The organism is Niveispirillum sp. KHB5.9, from assembly GCF_048066115.1.
Taxonomy (GTDB): Bacteria; Pseudomonadota; Alphaproteobacteria; order Azospirillales; family Azospirillaceae; genus Niveispirillum.
The window spans coordinates 69,606-85,175 of record NZ_JBLTYX010000023.1; the positions used below are offsets into that span (position 1 = coordinate 69,606).

17 protein-coding genes are annotated in these 15,570 nt (G+C 65.9%); 8 read left to right on the plus strand and 9 right to left on the minus strand.

The genetic code is table 11. The features are described from left to right. The first annotated feature begins 50 nt into the window (after positions 1 to 50). From rpsP to rplS, 4 genes are all read left to right on the plus strand, one after another. Positions 51 to 398: a 30S ribosomal protein S16 gene (gene rpsP, locus ACM9HJ_RS26410; protein WP_416574782.1), complete on the plus strand. Its 348-nt coding sequence runs from the start codon at positions 51 to 53 to the stop codon at positions 396 to 398. A gap of 168 nt (positions 399 to 566) precedes the next feature. Then, positions 567 to 1,214 (plus strand): ribosome maturation factor RimM, encoded by a 648-nt coding sequence (gene rimM, locus ACM9HJ_RS26415; RefSeq protein WP_416574783.1) that lies wholly within the window; start codon positions 567 to 569, stop codon positions 1,212 to 1,214. A gap of 5 nt (positions 1,215 to 1,219) precedes the next feature. Further along, positions 1,220 to 2,050, plus strand: coding sequence for a tRNA (guanosine(37)-N1)-methyltransferase TrmD (gene trmD, locus ACM9HJ_RS26420; RefSeq protein ID WP_416574816.1), 831 nt, complete (start codon positions 1,220 to 1,222; stop codon positions 2,048 to 2,050). Positions 2,051 to 2,055: 5 nt separating this feature from the next. After that, the gene (gene rplS / locus ACM9HJ_RS26425) at positions 2,056 to 2,451 is read left to right on the plus strand and encodes a 50S ribosomal protein L19 (RefSeq protein ID WP_416574784.1); all 396 of its coding nucleotides are present in this window, start codon (positions 2,056 to 2,058) and stop codon (positions 2,449 to 2,451) included. 178 nt (positions 2,452 to 2,629) lie between these two features. Here the strand turns inward: rplS and ACM9HJ_RS26430 are convergent, their stop codons facing one another. The 5 genes from ACM9HJ_RS26430 to ACM9HJ_RS26450 all read right to left on the minus strand — a co-directional run bounded on the left by ACM9HJ_RS26430 (position 2,630) and on the right by ACM9HJ_RS26450 (position 7,024). Then, positions 2,630 to 3,307, minus strand: a complete 678-nt coding sequence (locus tag ACM9HJ_RS26430; protein WP_416574785.1) for an ABC transporter permease — start codon at positions 3,305 to 3,307, stop codon at positions 2,630 to 2,632. 12 nt (positions 3,308 to 3,319) lie between these two features. Further along, positions 3,320 to 4,033, minus strand: a complete 714-nt coding sequence (locus tag ACM9HJ_RS26435; protein WP_416574786.1) for an ABC transporter permease — start codon at positions 4,031 to 4,033, stop codon at positions 3,320 to 3,322. Positions 4,034 to 4,053: 20 nt separating this feature from the next. Next, entirely contained in the window at positions 4,054 to 5,241 is a 1,188-nt protein-coding gene (locus ACM9HJ_RS26440) for a glycosyltransferase family 4 protein (RefSeq protein ID WP_416574787.1), read from the minus strand. 34 nt (positions 5,242 to 5,275) lie between these two features. After that, complete coding sequence (locus tag ACM9HJ_RS26445) at positions 5,276 to 6,157, minus strand: transporter substrate-binding domain-containing protein (protein ID WP_416574817.1); 882 nt, start codon at positions 6,155 to 6,157, stop codon at positions 5,276 to 5,278. A 72-nt stretch (positions 6,158 to 6,229) separates the two neighbouring features. Next, positions 6,230 to 7,024, minus strand: a complete 795-nt coding sequence (locus ACM9HJ_RS26450) for an ABC transporter ATP-binding protein (protein ID WP_416574788.1) — start codon at positions 7,022 to 7,024, stop codon at positions 6,230 to 6,232. Positions 7,025 to 7,199: 175 nt separating this feature from the next. On the opposite strand from ACM9HJ_RS26450, the gene ACM9HJ_RS26455 reads away from it, so the two are divergent. Further along, positions 7,200 to 8,168: a hypothetical protein gene (locus ACM9HJ_RS26455; protein WP_416574789.1), complete on the plus strand. Its 969-nt coding sequence runs from the start codon at positions 7,200 to 7,202 to the stop codon at positions 8,166 to 8,168. 66 nt (positions 8,169 to 8,234) lie between these two features. Here ACM9HJ_RS26455 and ACM9HJ_RS26460 read toward each other — a convergent pair whose 3' ends face one another. Further along, positions 8,235 to 9,266 (minus strand): DUF3426 domain-containing protein, encoded by a 1,032-nt coding sequence (locus tag ACM9HJ_RS26460; RefSeq protein ID WP_416574790.1) that lies wholly within the window; start codon positions 9,264 to 9,266, stop codon positions 8,235 to 8,237. A gap of 173 nt (positions 9,267 to 9,439) precedes the next feature. On the opposite strand from ACM9HJ_RS26460, the gene ACM9HJ_RS26465 reads away from it, so the two are divergent. The 3 genes from ACM9HJ_RS26465 (at position 9,440) to ACM9HJ_RS26475 (ending at position 11,812) form a co-directional block, all read left to right on the plus strand. After that, entirely contained in the window at positions 9,440 to 10,324 is an 885-nt protein-coding gene (locus tag ACM9HJ_RS26465; RefSeq protein WP_416574791.1) for a cell division protein FtsX, read from the plus strand. After that, complete coding sequence (locus tag ACM9HJ_RS26470) at positions 10,321 to 10,935, plus strand: YdcF family protein (RefSeq protein ID WP_416574792.1); 615 nt, start codon at positions 10,321 to 10,323, stop codon at positions 10,933 to 10,935. Before ACM9HJ_RS26465 ends, ACM9HJ_RS26470 begins: the two co-directional genes overlap by 4 nt. A gap of 91 nt (positions 10,936 to 11,026) precedes the next feature. Next, positions 11,027 to 11,812, plus strand: coding sequence for a lysophospholipid acyltransferase family protein (locus ACM9HJ_RS26475; RefSeq protein WP_416574793.1), 786 nt, complete (start codon positions 11,027 to 11,029; stop codon positions 11,810 to 11,812). Between the two features lie 132 nt (positions 11,813 to 11,944). Here ACM9HJ_RS26475 and ACM9HJ_RS26480 read toward each other — a convergent pair whose 3' ends face one another. From ACM9HJ_RS26480 to pnp, 3 genes are all read right to left on the minus strand, one after another. Next, a complete protein-coding gene (locus ACM9HJ_RS26480; RefSeq protein WP_416574794.1) occupies positions 11,945 to 12,574 on the minus strand; it encodes a DUF1190 domain-containing protein in 630 nt (209 codons plus the stop codon). A 56-nt stretch (positions 12,575 to 12,630) separates the two neighbouring features. After that, positions 12,631 to 13,023 carry a DUF350 domain-containing protein gene (locus tag ACM9HJ_RS26485; protein ID WP_416574795.1) on the minus strand — a complete coding sequence of 131 codons (393 nt, stop codon included), beginning with the start codon at positions 13,021 to 13,023 and terminating at the stop codon, positions 12,631 to 12,633. Positions 13,024 to 13,161: 138 nt separating this feature from the next. After that, positions 13,162 to 15,285 (minus strand): polyribonucleotide nucleotidyltransferase, encoded by a 2,124-nt coding sequence (gene pnp, locus ACM9HJ_RS26490; RefSeq protein ID WP_416574796.1) that lies wholly within the window; start codon positions 15,283 to 15,285, stop codon positions 13,162 to 13,164. Positions 15,286 to 15,570 lie beyond the last annotated feature (285 nt).

Here is a 15,570-nt window from a genome sequence, read left to right on the forward strand (position 1 = left end):
TTACCTTATCCCCCAGATCATCATCAATCGTTTAGCCAAGGAAGACTTCCATGTCCGTTAAGATCCGTCTGGCCCGTGGTGGCTCGAAGAAGCGTCCGTTCTACGCCATCGTCGTCGCCGACAGCCGCGCCCCGCGTGACGGCGCCTTCATCCAGAAGGTCGGCACCTACAACCCGATGCTGGCCAGCGACCATGCCGACCGCGTCGTCCTGAACGAAGAGGCCATCAAGGGCTGGCTGGCCAAGGGCGCCCAGCCCACCGACCGCGTCGTCAAGTTCCTGGCCAAGGCCAACCTGATCGCCGCCCCGGCCATCGTCGAGAGCCCGAAGAAGTCCGCCCCGAAGGCCAAGGCCCAGGAGCGCGCCAAGCTGGCCGCCAAGGCCGCCGCGGCGGAGTAATTCGCCCTCAGGCGCCGGGCGCCGCCGTCCGGCGGCTTGGCTTACGCGACCATGTGGTCGCGGGCCGGCCGTCGCCGGCCTCCAGCGGTCATGTCCCATGACCGCTGGTTTGCGTTTGGTGTTTGACGGGGCGGCCCATCCGGACCGCCCCGTTGTTGGAGTTTCAGGATGACCGATCGCGTTTGCGTGGCCCAGATCATCGGATCGCACGGGGTTCACGGCCGGCTGCGGGTGAAGAGCTTCACCGCCGATCCCGAGGCCGTGTTCGATTACAACCCCCTGACGGACGAGGCGGGCACGCGGAATTTCACCCTGCGCATGACCGGGATGGGCAAGGACCATTTCCTGGTGGAAGCCACGGGCGTGAAGGGCCGCGACGCCGCCGACGCGCTGAAGGGCGTCAAGCTGTTCGTGCCCCGCGACCGGCTGCCCACGCTGGATGACGAGGACGAGTTCTACCATGCCGATCTGATCGGCATGGGCACCGTCACCGAAGGTCCCGAGGGTGATGTGGATTTCGGCATCATCAAGGCCGTCCATGATTTCGGGGCCGGCGACGTGCTGGAACTGGCGCATGTTTCGGGCAAGACGGTGTTCGTGCCGTTCTCCCGCGCGGTCGTTCCCGTCGTGGACGTCAAGGCTGGCCGCATCGTCATCGAACCGCCCGTCAACCTCTTCACCCCGGCCAAGCCGGACGCGGAAGAGCTGGCGGCGATGGGCGGCAAGCTGTCGCTGGATGACGAGCCCGAGGGTGAAGAACCCGAAGGCGACGAGCAGCCCGAGGGTGAGGGCGAGGAGATCGGCGAAAGCCGTTGATCGCCATGTCGGAGTCCCGGCCCCCTTCCTGGCACGTGACCGTGCTGACCCTGTTCCCGGAGATGTTTCCCGGGCCGCTGGGGCTCAGCCTTGCGGGAAAAGCGCTGGAAAAGGGCACCTGGACGCTGGAAAAGCTGGACATCCGATCGTACACGCGCGATAAGCACCGCTCCGTGGACGATACCCCGTTCGGCGGCGGCCCTGGCATGGTCATGCGGCCGGATGTGCTTGATGAAGCCATCCGCGATGCGAAGACCAGGCAGGAGGCCGCAGGCCTGAAACCGGGCCGGATCGTCTACCTTTCACCGCGTGGACGCGTGTTGGACCAGGCGCTGGTGCGAGAGATCGCCAGCGAAGGGACCCTGACATTGCTGTGCGGGCGGTATGAGGGGATCGACGAACGGGTGATCGAGGAACATCGCCTGGAGGAGGTCTCCCTGGGCGATTTCGTGCTGTCCGGTGGTGAACCGGCGGCCCTCTGTCTGATCGACGCCGTGGTCCGGCTTCTGCCGGGCGTCATGGGCAATGTCGAGACGGCGGGGGAGGAGAGTTTTGAACGGGGGTTGCTGGAGTACCCCCATTATACGCGGCCACCCGTCTGGAATGGCCGTGCGGTGCCGGAGATCCTTTTGTCCGGTCACCATGAGAAGGTCCGGGCTTGGCGGCTCGAACAGGCGGAAAAGATCACGGAAGGGCGCAGACCCGACCTCTGGTCCGACTACCTGGCAAGCCGCCCGGCCCCAAAGGTGAAGAAACGCCGAGCCCGTCGGGCATCGGCCGAGCCAACCAAAACCACCGCGATCCCGGACGGGAACGGTGGCAGTAACGAAGGATGAGTACCATGAACATTCTGCAGAAGCTGGAAGCCGAGCAGGTCGCCAAGCTGTCCCAGGGCAAGAAGATCCCCACCTTCTCGCCCGGCGACACCGTCAAGGTGAACGTGAAGGTCACCGAAGGCACGCGTGAGCGTATCCAGGCCTATGAAGGCGTCGTGATCGCCCGCAAGAACGCCGGCATCAATTCCAGCTTCACCGTCCGCAAGATCTCCTACGGCGAAGGTGTGGAGCGCGTGTTCCCGCTGTTCAGCCCGCGCGTCGACAGCATCGAACTGGTCCGCAAGGGCCAGGTCCGCCGCGCCAAGCTGTATTACCTGCGTGGCCTGACCGGCAAGTCCGCTCGTATCGCCGAGCGCACGACCGGCCGTGGCATGAAGAACGGCCGCTCGATCCCCGAGTGATTGTTCCAGCCCCAGGGCTGACATGGAACACCCCGCCGGAGAAATCCGGCGGGGTGTTTTGTTTTGGGGAATGCGACATGCCGTAGGTCAGGTCGAAGGCAAAGCCTGAGCCCTGACAAGCGACGGTGCCAAAAACGTCAGGGCTCGCCTCTGGCTCGACCTGACCTACGGCTCTACCTCACACCTCCGCCGCACTCTTCTTCTCCGCCCAGCGCACGCCCTGGGTGATGGCGAAGGTCATGGCCAGATAGATGGCCCCGGCGATGATGAACATCTCCACCGGCTGGAAGCTGCGCGACGCGATGGTGCGGGCCGCCCCCGTCAGTTCCACCAGGGTGATGGCGCTGGCCAGCGATGTCGCCTGCACCATCTGGATCATCTCGTTGCCATAGGCCGGCAATATCTGGCGCAGCGCCTGGGGCAGGACGATGCGGCGATAGAGCAGCGGGCGGGACATGCCCAGCGCGCGCGCCGCCTCGATCTGGCCGAAGGGCACCGACTGGATGCCGCCGCGCATGATCTCGCCGGTATAGGCGGCCGTGTTCAGCGTCAGCGCGATGATGGCGCACCAGTACGCCTCGCGCAGGACGGGCCACAGGAAGCTTTCCCGGATGCCGGCGAACTGGCCCAGCCCGTAATAGATCAGGAATATCTGCACCAGCAGCGGGGTGGAGCGGAACAGGAAGACATAGGCCCCGGTGATGCCGGAGACCGCCTTGTTGGACGACATCCGGCCGAACGCCACGGCCAGGGCCAGCACGAAGCCCAGCGACAGCGACAGCACCACCAGCTGCACCGTTACCCAGGCGCCCGACAGCAGCGACGGCAGGGAGGAAAGGATCATGTCGATATTCATGCCCCCGCCCCCTCAGTTCGCCACGGCGCGGCGCACGCCGCGTTCGGCCCGCCGCGCCAGGGCGCGGAACAAAGCCTCCGAACAGGTGGTCATGACCATGTAGATCAGCGCCGCCGTCACATAGAACAGGAAGGGCTGGCGTGTCGACTGCATGCCCAGATAGGCCTGGCGCATCAGTTCGGCCAGCGAGACGACGGAAACCAGGGTGGTGTCCTTCAGGGTCATCTGCCAGACATTGCCCAGGCCCGGCAGCGCATAGCGCAGGGCCTGCGGCACCAGGATACGGCGCAGGATCAGGAACCGGCCCATGCCAAGCGCCCGCGCCGCCTCCAACTGCCCCTTGGGCACGGCCCGTACCGCCCCGCGGATCACCTCCGTCGCATAGGCGCCCGACACGATGCCGACGGCGGCCACGCCCACGGCGAAGGCCGACAAATCCACCCGCCCGCCATAGCCGAACAGGTGCGCCACCCAGGTGACCAGCCCCGACCCGCCGAAGAACAGCAGCCAGATGACCAGCAGGGCCGGCACGCCGCGCACCAATGTGGTGTAGAGGGCGGCCAGCCAGCGCAGGGGTGCCGGCCCCGACAGCTTGGCAGCCGCCGCACCGGACCCGACAACGATCCCGATGAGATAGGCGAAGACCGCGACCAGCAGGGTCATGACCGCACCGCTGGCGATCTCGTCACCCCAGCCGTCACTGCCGAAACGGAGAAGATCAAGCATGGGTGCGTTCCGGTCGCGGTTCAGCGGTTGCAGACATCGACGAATTCCGCAGCGAACTGATCCCAGCGGCGGTTGTTCAGCACCCAGTCGGAGCCCTTCAGCCCCCGGGCCCGCGCCTCGTCCCGGTTCTGATAGGCGTGCTCCATGGCCTCCAGTAGTTCCTCCACGTCGCTTTCACCCCAATAGCGGGTGTTGCCGCCATTATCCGGAACCGGGTTCTGCCGCCCCAGGACATAGGTGCGGTCATCGCCGATCAGGTCCAGATGACCGGTATTGGCCGACAGCACCAGCGGCACACCGCAAGCCATCGCCTCCATGGCCACCAGGTTGGTGCCGGGCTCGCACCGGTTGGGGAACACGGCCAGATCGCATTCCCGCAAGACCATGGAAATCCGGTCGCGCGACAGGAAGCCGACATCGATGAAGGAACCGTGCGGCAGGCCATTGTCCTGCAGCCAGCGCACCACATCCACGCCCCCGCCATCCTCCGTCAGTTCCAGGGGCACCAGGCCCAGGCGGCTCGTCCGCATGGTGATGGCGGTGGCCGGCCAGAAATTGCCCCAGACCGTGAGCAGCAGCGCCTCAGGGTGGCGCTGCTGGAAGGTGCGGAAGGCGGCCAGCACGATATCCTGTCCCTTGCGGAACTCGATCTTGCCGCCGGAAAAGATCACGAACCGGTCGGCAAACTGGCCCGATTTCGGGCCCGGCGACACCTCCGCGGGGTCCACGCCCTGGAAGACGCAATCCGACGCGATGCCGTAATCGGCCAGGACCCGCTGGTTGAAGGTGGAATGGATCACGACGCGGCCATAGGAACGGGCGTCGATCTGCGCCTGATCATACAGGTTGGTTTCGGTGAAGGCCCCCACCCCGACATTGCGGTCGCCGAAGATGGGCTGCCTCTCCAGACCCGGCTGCATATTGCCGTCCAGCGCGTAAAGCACCGTGGCGTCTTCCAGATAGAGCCGCCTGCCCTCCGACTGCACCTTCTCCAGATAGGCGCCCAGCCGTTGCGCCGGCTGCTCCAGCCCCTTCAGCCATTCCTGTGTCTGGGGACGCAGCATCATCGTGTCGGGCGGGCTCAGCAGCAGCGGCGAACCACCCGTTCTCAACAGATGCAGGCAGGTATGCAGGCCGACCAGCCCCCAGCCATGCAGTTCGGTCAGCTTCCAGTTCAGGACAAAGGCGCGGAAAGGCTGGTCGGTCACGATATGAACTCCCCCGGCGGCATGCCGTCGCGGATCAAGGCATGGAACTGTCGAAGCCGAACCACTGCACCGACAGGTTCTTCATGGCACCGTCGGCCTTCATGTCGGCAATGGCCTTGTTCAGGGCGGCCAGCAGTTCCGGACGGCCCTTGGCGATGGCGATGCCCTGGCCGCGCCCGAACAGGCCCCCGTCGAAGCCGGGGCCGAAATAGCTGAAATCCTTGCCCTCGGGGCGCTGCAGGAAGGCGTTCCAGGTGATGGCGTCGGCCAGGCCGATCTCCACCCGGCCCGTCTGCAGGTCCAGCGCCAGGTTCTCCTGCGTGTCGTAGCGACGGATATCCACCACGTCGGCCAGATACTTGTCGACGAAATTGGCGTGGATGGTGCTGGTCTGCACACCCAGCACCTTGCCCTTCAGCAGGCCCTTGATCTTGTCGATCGCGGCCTGTTCGTCGGCACTGATCTCGGTCAGGTCGATGCGCTCCAGCCCGTACTCCACATCCTGCAAAGGATTGGCGTTGGCGGAGACCAGATAGGCGGGGGTGGTGGTGTAACCGCTGGAGAAATCCACGGCGGCCAGGCGTTCATCGGTGATGGACATGCCGGCGACGATGGCGTCGAAGCGGCCGGCCTGCAAAGCCGGGATCATGCCGTCCCAGGCCTGGGCCTGGAACTGGCATTCCGTGCCTATCCGCTTGCAGATATCCTTCATCATGTCGATCTCGAACCCGACCAGATTGCCGCCGGCATCGACCATGTTATAGGGGGGATAGGCGCCTTCCGTGGCGACCCGCAGCGGGTTGGGCACGCCGCCCGCCGTCGCGGAAGCCGACGGCTCCTTCTTGGCCTCGTCCTTGCCGCAACCCGTCAGCGCCATCAGGCCGGCCAGCGCCAGCGTCGCCATCAGTTTCTTCATCACGTCCATACTCCCCCGGAACCTCTAAACCATGACCGGATTGCCCGGTTCATTCGGTACTTATGGATTGCCTCAACGCTGCCCCTCACGGGACAGGAACTGCCGGCAGCGTTCCGACCTGGGATTGCCGAACAGTTCCGCCGGCGTTCCCTGCTCTTCGATGCGGCCCTGGTGCAGGAAGACCACTTTGTTGGAAACCTCGCGCGCGAACGCCATCTCGTGGGTGACGATCAGCATGGTCGCCCCCTCCGTCGCCAGATCACGCATGACCTTCAGCACCTCGCCCACCAGTTCGGGGTCCAAGGCACTGGTCGGCTCGTCGAACAGCATGACCTTGGGTTCCATGGCCAGCATGCGGGCGATGGCGGCGCGCTGCTGCTGCCCGCCCGACATCTGCGAGGGATAGGCGTCGCGCTTGGCCGACAGGCCGACCTTGGCCAGCAGCGCCTCGGCCTTGGCGATGGCCTGGTCCCTGGGCTGCTTCAGCACATGTACCGGCGCCTCGATGATGTTCTCCAGCACCGTCATATGGGTCCAGAGATTGAAGCTCTGAAACACCATGCCGCAGCGCTGGCGGATGCGTTCCACCTGACGGGGATCGGCAGGCGCCGCGCCATGGCGGCCGCGCTTCATGGCGATTGCCTCCCCGCCGATGCGCACCAGCCCGTCGTCGGGTATCTCCAGCAGGTTGATACAGCGCAGCAGCGTGCTCTTGCCCGATCCCGACGACCCGATCAGGGCCACCACCTCCCCCTCCGCGGCGGTCAACGACACGCCCTTCAGCACCTCATTGTCGCCGAAGCGCTTGTGCAAAGCCTCCACCTCGACGGCGGGAACGGAACCGGAAACGACGGGAGCAGGCGGCATCGGCATCCATTAAGGGCAAGGCAATGATTTCGTGCCAAACTACCCCGCCAAGGCGTGGCGGCGAAAGGGGAAATCCTGGGTTTCGCACGTTCTTCGATTTGGGCGGCGCGGTGATGGCCCGCCCGTGCTATCTGTTGCACGAAGTTTCAGCAGACTGATCGGATCCGGCCCCGACATGAACCAAGGCATCCAGCCCAGCGCGAATCGCAGCACGCATTTCCTGTTCGACCACAAGGTCTTCACCGTCGATGGCTGCCGTTTCGTCTGGTCGAAATCATCGGATGAGGCGGTGATGCGCTTCATGCTGGGCAAGGTCCAGGCCGAGGTGGCGGTCGACAAGCTGTGCAACGAGTTCAAGATCGACCCCAAGAGCTTCGATGGCCAGCTGCTGGGCATGGTCACCAAGGGGCTGAAATATGTGCGCGAGATCCGCCCCGGCGACACGATCCCCAACGAGTTGATCGACGGGACCGCATCCTGGCGGGTGGATGAACGCCATTTCCTGATCGCCAAGGGCCGGCTGACGGTACAGATGGTCACCTGGCTGACCGGCGGCGAGACGGTGGTGTCCAGCCCGGAGCAGCTGGAACAGGTGGTGGAGGACCCCAACACCAAGGTGCGCGTGCGCGAGGCGTTCCAGATGATCGCCAACAAGCTGTCGCTGTCCGGCAATGCCGAGGAACAGGTGGAGACGCGCATCGACATGCTGGCCAAGGAGCTTTCCTATGTGGAGGCGCTGCGCGAGCGGGCGATGAAGCTGCACAAGATCAGGGACGGGCTGGAGAGCGCGCACCGCATCTACAAGAACGAGCGGAACCTGAAGGAAGAGATCGTGCGGATGCAGACCCTGTCGCTGCCGCCGATCACCGACCTGGAACAGCGATTCGCCCAGGTCGATGCCCAGACGGGCGAGATCCTGTCCATGCTGGCCAAGTTCGACAAGAACATCACCTATGTCCGCGAGATGCGCGACGACCTGCACCAGACGCTGCTGCCCTGGGACGAGGTGATGGAGGATTGGGAAGGCGTGCCGGCAGAGAAGAGCCAGCCGTTCGAGGCCGTGCTGAAAAAGACCTACCAGTTCCTGGCCAGGAACTATTCCCAGGCCAAGCACTGGCGCCTGGCGGCACGGCGGGCGCCCTGATATTCGCTGCGCCCTCAGGCGCCGCGGGCTCCAGCGGCACGACTGCCGCTGGTCTAACGGCGCCCCTCAATGGGTCGGCGGCCCCTTCGCCTCTGGCGCCACATAGCGGAAGCTGATGCTTTTCGCCTGGGTGCCCTGGCGTTCGGGCATGCGTGATTCGAACTTGGTGGACTGGTTGGGGAACAGGCGGCGCACGGGCGGCACGATGCGCCAGGCGTAAAGCTCCTTGCCATCCTCGCCCAGGGCCACGGCCTGGATGTCGGGCACATCGCGCTGGCTGCCCGACTTGTTGGCGATCTCCCCCGTCACGAACAGCAGGTTCACGCCCTCGACATCACGGACTTCCACCTTGGTGGATTTCGGATCGCCCAGTTCGGACAGGCCGGTGCCCGGCAGTTCCGCCAGCCCCGCCATCTCGTACAGCGGGAAGGCGGCGGGCCAGGCCTGGATCACCGCATCCTTGCCGTAATAGAGACCGGCGCCAATGCCGCCCACCACCAGCAACAGCCCGGCCCAGGCCATCATCGCGGCACGGCGCACCCCGCCCTGGCCGGGAATGGCCGGCAGGTTGCTGCCCTTGGGCAGAGGGCGTGGCCGGAAGGGCCGGGCCAGGCCCATATCATCGGCATCGGCATCGAATCGCGTGGATTCGAAACCGCCCTCATCCTTGCCCAGGTCGCCGAAGCCCGACAGATCGTCCGGCGGATCGTCGAACAGGTTGCCGCGCGGCTCCTCCACCGGCGGCGGCGGTGGGGGCGGCGGCGGGGAGACGGCGTTGCGGGCCGGCGGCCGGCTGGCGGGACTGCTGCTGCTAGCGCCACCGGGCCGTTCCACCGTGGCCAGCGGCGCCCTTGCCGGGGCGGCCGCTCGTTGTGGGGCGGGTGCACGGGGCGGCGGCGGGGGTGGCGGAGACACCGCCATATTGGGTTCGGCGAACCAGACATGGCCACACTGGCCGCATTTCACCTTGCGGCCCGCACCCAGAAGACGCCCGTCGAGCATGAAACGTTTGGCGCAGGACGGGCAGGAAAGGATCATCGGGTAGGGGCGCCGGGTGCGGGTGGGACCAATATCGCGGCGACGGGAACTGCATCCCATCGCCATCCTTCCTTATAGGCGGGCGCACGGGTCGGGCGCAAGGATGGGGGCGGAACAAACCGATACCTCCGTCGGACGGGGTCAGCCGGCTTTACGTTCGCGCCGCCGCATGCCATTCCTGTTCGCCGTCATCCGGCCGATGCATCCGGCCGCGTTTAACCGGATCGGGGAAGATGAGGCGCCGCGCCCATTTCGACATACCGCTGAGCCAGGACGCCACGGGCCGCTTCCTGCCCTGGATCATCGCGCTGATGGTCTATCTGGCGGCATTGGCGCTGGCCGTCTCGCTGATCCTGTCCGGCCTGGCCCGGCGCTGGGACAGCGAGCTGTCGTCCGGCATGACGGTGCAGGTCGCCCCCACCGGCACCAGCAATCCCCGTGAGCTGGACGAGCGCGTGCGCAAGGTGATGGACGCGCTGTCGGCCAGCGCCTTCGTCGCCGATGCCAGCCGCCTTTCCGACAATGACGCCCGCGCCCTGGTGGAACCCTGGCTGGGCGACGGGGCGCTGGTGGCGGAACTGCCGCTGCCGGTGCTGATCGACGTGCGTCTGGTCGATGGGGCCGATGTCGCCGACCTGGCCGAACAGCTGAACCGCGCCGCCCCGCATGTGACGGTGGAGGACCCGGCCCGCTGGCTGGGTGACCTGCGCCGGCTGGCGCGCACGGTACAGGTGATATCGGTCGGCATCATCGCCCTGATCGGCGGGGCTGGCGTCATCTCCATCATCTTCGCCGCCTCCGCCGGGTTCGCCGTGCACCGGCAGGAGGTGGAGTTGCTGCATGTCATGGGTGCCACCGACAGCTATGTCGCCGGGCAGTTCCAGCGCCACATGCTGCGCCAATCGCTGCTGGGTGGCGGCGTGGGCTTCCTGCTGGCGCTGCTGACCCTGTGGGGGCTGGAACAGGCGGGGCGGGGCCTGGGCGCGTCACTGCTGCCCGACATGGTCTTGTCACCCCGCGACTGGGCCTGGATGCCGCTGGTGCCCGTGGCGGCAGCCCTGCTGGCGGCGATCACCGCGCGGCTGACCGTCATGCGCGCGCTGGGCCGCCTGCCGTGAGCTGGCATATCGCGTCGCGTCAGTTACGGGGCCTGATCACGCTGGGCACCCTGCTGGCCCTGATCTGGGCGGCGGGCCTGTTCCTGTTCGCCTCCTCCCTGCCCCGTCAGGAACCCGACGACACCATCACCACCGACGGCATCGTCGTCCTGACCGGCGGCAGCGAGCGGCTGTCCGTGGCCTTCGACCTGCTGCGCGCCGGCAAGGGCCGGAAGCTGTTCATCAGCGGCGTCTATCGCGGGGTGGAGGTGCGGGAACTGCTGGCTTTGTCATCCAAGTCGGGCGACCTGGAATGCTGCGTCCAGCTGGGCTATGACGCCGACGACACCGAAGGCAATGCCGTGGAAACCGCGCGCTGGGTGGCCGAGCAGGGCCTGACCAGCCTGCGCCTGGTCACCGCCAATTATCACATGCCGCGCAGTCTGGTGGAATTCCGCCGGGCCCTGCCCGGCATCACCCTGGTCCCCCATCCGGTGATGCCACAGAAGGTGCGGCTGGACGGCTGGTGGAGCTGGCCGGGCACGGCGGAGCTGATCATCGGCGAATATAACAAGTACCTGCTGGCCGTGGCCCGTGCTGCTCTGACCGGGCCACGCCCGGCGGCTTCATAGCGTCCTCAGGCGCCGGGTGCCGCCATCCCTGGACACAGGTACGGCATTCCGGTTAATTGCCCCCGCACGCCGACCATCGGACCAGACGCGCATGATCTTCCTCCGCTCGCTCCTGTTCAACATCGTCTTCTTCTCCTGGACGGCGGTCTATTGCTTCGCCATCGCCTGGACGCTGCTGCTGCCACGCCCGTTCATTCGCGGCGCCGTGCGCTTCTACATGCGCAGCCTGTGCTTGCTGGAGCGCGCGATCATCGGCCTGCATTACGAGATCAAGGGGCGGGAACACCTGCCGACCGATGGCAGCTACCTGGTCGGTGCCAAGCACCAGTCGATGTGGGAGACGATGAAGCTGCACCTCATCTTCCGCGATCCAGCGATCGTGCTGAAGCATGAGCTGACCTATATCCCGCTCTGGGGCTGGTACGCCTGGAAGTCGCAGATGATCCCGGTGAAGCGCGGCAAGCGCGGGGCGGCCATCGCGTCGCTGGTGCGTGGTGCCCGCCGGATGAAGGAGATGGGGCGCGAGATCATCATCTTCCCCCAGGGGACGCGCGTCGGCGTGGGGGAATACCGGCCCTACAAGGTGGGGATCGGCGTGCTGTACGAGAACCTGGATGTGCCGCTGGTGCCCATGGCGCTGAACTCCGGCGTGTTCTGGGGCCGCAAGACCTTCATCAAGCGGCCCGGCCTGATCACCATCGAATTCCTGCCGCCCATCCCGCCGGGCCTGCCCAAGGATGTCGCCCTGTTCGAGCTGGAGGCGCGGCTGGAAAGCGCCAGCAACCGGCTGGCCATGGCCGTCGGCGGGCCCGCCACCCTGAACCCCAATACAGCCACGCCGGGTAGGGCGTCCGTCACGGAAGCCGAGACGGACTGATACCAGCGGCTGAAAATATTGACCGATGGTCAAGATTTTCAGCATCTCAGGCGCCGGCGCCAACATCCGTTGGCTCGGGCTCACGCAGCACGAGCGGCGCGGCGGCAGTCGCCGCCGTACCAACGGTCACACTCAGCTGCCGCCGCCGCTGAAACGGCCCGACGTTCCACCGAAGCCGCCACGGCTGGTGGTGCGGGCCGGCGCCGTCGCCTTGCGGGTGCCTGGAGCCGGCACAGAGGCACCAAAGCCGGTGCTGCTGTTGCGGAAGGTGTCACGGTCGACGCGGCCCAGATCCTGCTGGCCGCTGCGCATGAAGCCATCGCGATCCATATGCAGCGGGCGCGACTGATAATAGCTGCCGTCACGACCCCGGACATAGCCATTGGGGTTCATCGGCGGCTGCATCATGCGCGCCATCATGAAGCCCATCAGCATGGGCATGAAGAAGCTGCCCGTGGAACCGTTGGCCTGCTGCACGACCTGCTGCTGGCATGCCCCGGCGCCCATCTGCTGCTCGCATTCGGCCTGGTTGGTGAAGCGCGGCGCGCTCTGCCGGTGCAGTTGCTGGGCCTGCTGGAAGGCGGATTCGCACTGGCCGGGATCGAATTCCGCCCGGCAGGCCTCCAACCCGTTGAACAGCCGGGCCTCCGTCGTCGTCGGTTCCTCCTGGCCGCAGCCGGCGAGCGCCAGCATGGCGGCCCCCCCGACCAACAGGGTGGAGACATGGGCGGAACGGCGGCGCTTGCGCGGAATGTCGGTCATGGCCTCTTGGCTTCTTGGGTGTGGGCGGTCCTGGCTTTCAGATGGGGTGTCCCCCCTCAAACCGAAAGCGCCCCGGCGTTCAAAATGCCCATGGCGATGGAGAAAGCCGCCAGCGTGATGCCATAGCCGGTCCGGTCGGCCTCGATCCCCTGCCGGAAACCCGGCAGCTTGATGCAGACCAGCACGAACACCGCCAACTGCGACACCAACGCTACCCCGCCCCACAGGGCCAGTTCCAGCACCTCATAGGTGCCGGCTGCCACGGCGGAGAGCGCGATGGCCATGCCGATGGCGGTGCCGCCCAGGCTGATGGCGGCGGCACTGTTGCCCTGCCGGATCAGCGAATATTCATGATAGGGCGTGATCAGCGTGTAGATGGTCAATGCCGCCGCCATCAGCAGCACGCAGACGCCCAGGAAGCTGAAATAAAGCGGCAGCGTCTCGAACATGGTTCCTCCCGGGCTTTGTGTTGCTGGTGTTGACCGGGAAGGTAGGGCGTCGGGATCAGCCCCACAACGAAAAAGGCCGCCGGGTCGCCCCGACGGCCTTTCCTTACTCATATCCCGAAGCGGGAAGACGCGTCGGACTCAGCCCTCCGCACCCTCGGCCTTCTTGGACAGGTCGGCGCCGGTCACCTGATCGACGACCTTCATCGACAGCTTGACCTTGCCGCGATCGTCGAAGCCCAGGACCTTGACCTTGACGCTGTCGCCCTGCTTCACGACGTCGGTGACCTTGGCCACGCGCTCGTTCTTCAGTTCGGAGATATGGACCAGGCCGTCCTTGGAACCCAGGAAGTTCACGAAGGCGCCGAAATCCATGACCTTGACGACCTTGCCGTCATAGATCTCGCCAATTTCGGCCTCGGCGACGATGCCCTTGATCCACTTGATCGCGGCGTCGGAAGCCTTGCTGTCGGTGGCGGCGACCTTGATGGTGCCGTCATCCTCGATGTCGATCTTGGCGCCGGTCTGTTCCACGATCTCGCGGATGACCTTGCCGCCCGAACCGATGACGTCGCGGATCTTCTCCTTGGGGATGTTGATGACGGTGATGCGCGGGGCATTGCCCGACACTTCGCCGCGCGCCGTGTTCAGCGCCTTGTTCATCTCACCCAGGATGTGGATGCGACCCTTCTGGGCCTGCGCCAGCGCGATCTTCATGATCTCCTCGGTGATCGAGGTGATCTTGATGTCCATCTGCAGGGCGGTGATGCCCGCTTCGGTGCCGGCGACCTTGAAGTCCATGTCACCCAGGTGATCCTCGTCACCCAGGATGTCGGACAGGACGGCGAACTTGTCGCCTTCCTTGATCAGGCCCATGGCGATGCCGGCGATGGGGCGGGCCAGCGGGGCGCCGGCATCCATCAGCGACAGCGACGTGCCGCAAACCGTGGCCATGGAGGAGGAACCGTTGCTCTCGGTGATCTCCGACACGACGCGCAGCGTGTAGGGGAACTCTTCCTTGGTCGGCAGCAGCGGGTGGATGGCGCGCCAGGCCAGCTTGCCATGGCCGATCTCGCGACGGCCCGGGCTGCCCATGCGGCCGGCTTCACCCACGGAATACGGGGGGAAGTTGTAATGCAGCATGAAGTTTTCGCGATATTCGCCTTCCAGCGCGTCGATGATCTGCTCGTCCTGGTTGGTGCCCAGGGTGGCAACCACGAGGGCCTGCGTCTCGCCGCGGGTGAACAGGGCTGAACCATGGGCGCGGGGCAGGATGCCCACTTCGGCCACGATCTGGCGGATATCCACGGTGGAGCGGCCGTCGATGCGCTTGCCCGTCTCCAGCACGGCGCCGCGCAGCACGTCGGCTTCCACTTCCTTGAACATCTCGGAAATGGCTTCCGGCGCGAATTCTTCCTTCAGCGCGGTCTTGGCCTTGTCCTTGGCGGCGCCCACGGCGGCGTAGCGCTGCTGCTTCACCAGGATGGCATAGGCGGCCTTCACGTCGGCGCCGGCAACTTCCAGGATGCGGGCCTTGACGGCGGCCTTGTCGAAGGCCGGCGCCGGGATGTCGCGCGGCTCCTTGGCGGCATCTTCCGCCAGGGCGATGATCAGGTCGATCACCGGCTGGAACTGGGCATGGCCGAACGTGACGGCGCCCAGCATCACCTCTTCCGACAGCTCCTTGGCCTCGGACTCGACCATCAACACGCCTTCCTGCGTACCGGCGACCACCAGATCCAGCGTGGCATTTTCCATCTGGTCGGCGGTCGGGTTCAGGATGAACTTGCCATCTTCGTAACCGACGCGGGCGGCACCGATCGGGCCCAGGAAGGGCAGGCCGGAGATGGTCAGGGCGGCGGACGCACCGATCAGGGCGACGATGTCGGGATCGTTCTCAAGATCGTGGCTCAGCACGGTGCAGACGACCTGCGTCTCGCAACGGTAGCCATCGACGAACAGCGGACGGATGGGACGGTCGATCAGGCGGCTGACCAGGACTTCCTTTTCCGTCGGACGGCCTTCACGCTTGAAGAAGCCGCCGGGGATCTTGCCCGCGGCGAAGGCCTTTTCCTGATAGTTCACCGTCAGCGGGAAGAAGTCCACGCCCGGCTTCGGCGACTTGGCGCCAACGGCGGTGCAGAGCACGACCGTGTCGCCATAGCTCACCATGACGGCGCCATCGGCCTGACGGGCGACCTTGCCGGTCTCGATGACCAGCTTGCGCCCGCCCCAATCCATTTCCTTGCGGAACACCTTGAACATTTTCTCGATCCTTCCATCCGAAACCCGCATCACCCCGGATTGGGCGGCCGGGCCGGGGCCCGTTCGGACGGCCCCGCCTGTTTCTTGGCCCCTTCAGTACATCATTTCCGCGCAGCCTTGATAGCGCGCATGGGAAAACGGCCAGCCGGAAGGGGTCCCGGCTGGCCGCTCACCACTTAACTTGACCGCGGGCCACGATGGTCCTGCCCGACATCCCCACCGCCACCGCCGACACCCGTCCCACGGACGCAGGCGCGGCCCTGGGGGTGGGTGGATTTTACGGCT

Excerpts from the sequence above, each read along its gene's own strand:
- rpsP (WP_416574782.1), top strand. The coding sequence starts at position 51 with ATGTCCGTTAAGATCCGTCTGGCCCGTGGTGGCTCGAAGAAGCGTCCG.
- rimM (WP_416574783.1), top strand. The coding sequence starts at position 567 with ATGACCGATCGCGTTTGCGTGGCCCAGATCATCGGATCGCACGGGGTT.
- trmD (WP_416574816.1), top strand. The coding sequence starts at position 1,220 with ATGTCGGAGTCCCGGCCCCCTTCCTGGCACGTGACCGTGCTGACCCTG.
- rplS (WP_416574784.1), top strand. The coding sequence starts at position 2,056 with ATGAACATTCTGCAGAAGCTGGAAGCCGAGCAGGTCGCCAAGCTGTCC.
- ACM9HJ_RS26430 (WP_416574785.1), bottom strand. The coding sequence starts at position 3,307 with ATGAATATCGACATGATCCTTTCCTCCCTGCCGTCGCTGCTGTCGGGC.
- ACM9HJ_RS26435 (WP_416574786.1), bottom strand. The coding sequence starts at position 4,033 with ATGCTTGATCTTCTCCGTTTCGGCAGTGACGGCTGGGGTGACGAGATC.
- ACM9HJ_RS26445 (WP_416574817.1), bottom strand. The coding sequence starts at position 6,157 with ATGAAGAAACTGATGGCGACGCTGGCGCTGGCCGGCCTGATGGCGCTG.
- ACM9HJ_RS26450 (WP_416574788.1), bottom strand. The coding sequence starts at position 7,024 with ATGCCGCCTGCTCCCGTCGTTTCCGGTTCCGTTCCCGCCGTCGAGGTG.
- ACM9HJ_RS26455 (WP_416574789.1), top strand. The coding sequence starts at position 7,200 with ATGAACCAAGGCATCCAGCCCAGCGCGAATCGCAGCACGCATTTCCTG.
- ACM9HJ_RS26460 (WP_416574790.1), bottom strand. The coding sequence starts at position 9,266 with ATGGGATGCAGTTCCCGTCGCCGCGATATTGGTCCCACCCGCACCCGG.
- ACM9HJ_RS26465 (WP_416574791.1), top strand. The coding sequence starts at position 9,440 with ATGAGGCGCCGCGCCCATTTCGACATACCGCTGAGCCAGGACGCCACG.
- ACM9HJ_RS26475 (WP_416574793.1), top strand. The coding sequence starts at position 11,027 with ATGATCTTCCTCCGCTCGCTCCTGTTCAACATCGTCTTCTTCTCCTGG.
- ACM9HJ_RS26480 (WP_416574794.1), bottom strand. The coding sequence starts at position 12,574 with ATGACCGACATTCCGCGCAAGCGCCGCCGTTCCGCCCATGTCTCCACC.
- ACM9HJ_RS26485 (WP_416574795.1), bottom strand. The coding sequence starts at position 13,023 with ATGTTCGAGACGCTGCCGCTTTATTTCAGCTTCCTGGGCGTCTGCGTG.
- pnp (WP_416574796.1), bottom strand. The coding sequence starts at position 15,285 with ATGTTCAAGGTGTTCCGCAAGGAAATGGATTGGGGCGGGCGCAAGCTG.